2 protein-coding genes and 2 pseudogenes are annotated in these 1660 nt (G+C 66.6%); 1 reads left to right on the forward strand and 3 read right to left on the reverse strand.

The genetic code is table 11. The features are described 5' to 3' along the window. The 3 genes and pseudogenes from MOV74_RS37590 to MOV74_RS37600 all read right to left on the reverse strand — a co-directional run. Nucleotides 1-395 (reverse strand): annotated as a pseudogene (locus tag MOV74_RS37590) (transcription-repair coupling factor); the annotation flags it as partial. Then, the gene (locus tag MOV74_RS37595) at nucleotides 392-682 is read right to left on the reverse strand and encodes a succinate dehydrogenase assembly factor 2 (RefSeq protein ID WP_246932499.1); all 291 of its coding nucleotides are present in this window, start codon (nucleotides 680-682) and stop codon (nucleotides 392-394) included. The gene MOV74_RS37595 and the pseudogene MOV74_RS37590, both read right to left, overlap by 4 nt. 13 nt (nucleotides 683-695) lie before the next feature. Then, nucleotides 696-884, reverse strand: a complete 189-nt coding sequence (locus MOV74_RS37600) for a hypothetical protein (RefSeq protein WP_246932501.1) — start codon at nucleotides 882-884, stop codon at nucleotides 696-698. Between the two features lie 14 nt (nucleotides 885-898). Here MOV74_RS37600 and MOV74_RS37605 point away from each other — a divergent pair. Continuing rightward, nucleotides 899-1660: pseudogene (locus MOV74_RS37605) on the forward strand (ATP-dependent DNA helicase RecG); the annotation flags it as partial.

Below are 1660 nucleotides of genomic sequence, written 5' to 3' on the forward strand. Positions count from 1 at the left end.
GCGGGCACGCGCTGCACGAGGGCGTTCACCGTCGTCAGCACGATCAGCGGCTTGTCGCTGCCCGTCAGAGACGCAAGCCGTGCCAGCGTGGTGAGGCGTTGCGCCAGGATGCCGCCATGTGGCGACACGCGGTCATAGGGCTGGCAGTCCCAGGCCGGGAAAGTCAGCACCGGCAGATCGGGCGCGAAGAATTGCAGCGCGCGTTCGAGCTGCTGCATGCGCGGACCGTCGCGGCAGACCACCGCAAGGCTGACCGCCGGCTTCTTCGGCCGCGCCGCAATGGCCCGGGCGAGATCAGAAGCGACGAGGCCTTCGGCGCCTTCCGCGACATTGGCAAGCGTCAGCGCACGGCCGGGCGCAAGCAGCTCGGCCGGAGACTTCATTCCCTGTTTCATACGCCGCCGTCCGCGATCGGATAGGCCTTGATGCGGGCAAACAACGCGCCGGTGACATCAGCCGGCAGCACCTTGTCGCCGGTGATGGCGGCATAGAGATCGGGATCGTTGACCTCGAGCAGCGTCTCGAGCTGCGTCAGCTCGTCATCGGACAGATTGCCGATCTCGGCGTCCGCGAAGCGGCCGAGGATCAAATCCATCTCGCGCGTGCCGCGGTGCCAGCAGCGGAACAGAAGCCGCTTGCGGCGATCGTCCAGCCCGTTGCTCGATCGTGTCGTTCCCGTCATGTCTCAAATCCAGTCAAACGCAGAAAGCCCGGACGTGCCGGGCCGGGGTGATATAGCCATTGGGACCGGCCATGTCAGCCTTTTGTTGCGACAGGACGCCCATCCGGTCCGTCATGGCCGGGCTTGTCCCGGCCATCCACGTCGGGCTGCAAAAAAAGACGTGGATGCCCGGCATAAAGCCGGGCATGACGGCCATGAACAACCTTAGATTCCCGAATGCGCCCCAGCCTGCTCAACCCGCTGTTTGCCCCCGTGACCAGCCTGTCCGGCGTCGGTCCGAAGCAGGACAAGCTGCTGCAATACCTGCTCAGCCGCAGCGAGACGCCGCGGCTGGTCGATCTGTTGCTGCATCTGCCGAGCCAGGTGATCGACCGCCGGGCGCGGCCGAAAATCCGCGACGCGGCGCAGGGAACCATGGTGACGCTGGAGGTCACCGTGGACCGCCACCGCCCGCCCCCGCCACGCAATTCGCGCGCGCCGTATCTGGTCTATGCCAGCGACGACACCGGCGACGTCGTGCTGACCTTCTTCCGTGCCAAGCCGGGCTATGTCGAGAAGCTGCTACCGGTCGGCGAGAAGCGCTACGTCTCCGGCACGCTGCAGATGTATGACGGCATCCCGCAGATCGTGCATCCCGACCGCGTGCTGGACGAGGAAGCGATCTCAAAACTCTCCGGCATCGATCCGGTCTATCCGCTGACGGAGGGCCTGGCGCTCGGTTCGCTGCGCCGCGCGATCGCGCAGGCCCTGCAGAAGCTGCCGGCGCTGCCGGAATGGATCAGCCCGGAGGTGATGCGACGCTGTAATTTTCCGCCGATCGCCGAAGCGCTCAATCGGGTGCATCAGCCGGTCGAGCTGACGGACATCCTGCCCGACCAGCCGTTCTGGTCGCGCCTCGCCTTCGACGAGCTCCTGGCCGGGCAGCTCGCGCTGGCCCTGATCCGCGCGCAACTCCGCCGCCCCGCCGGCGTGCGCAAT

Origin of the sequence: Bradyrhizobium sp. SHOUNA76 (genome assembly GCF_023006445.1) — a bacterium.
Lineage (GTDB): Bacteria > Pseudomonadota > Alphaproteobacteria > Rhizobiales > Xanthobacteraceae > Bradyrhizobium.

Bases quoted from the DNA above. Each gene is read 5' to 3' on its own strand.
- MOV74_RS37595 (WP_246932499.1), bottom strand. From the start codon at position 682: ATGACGGGAACGACACGATCGAGCAACGGGCTGGACGATCGCCGCAAG.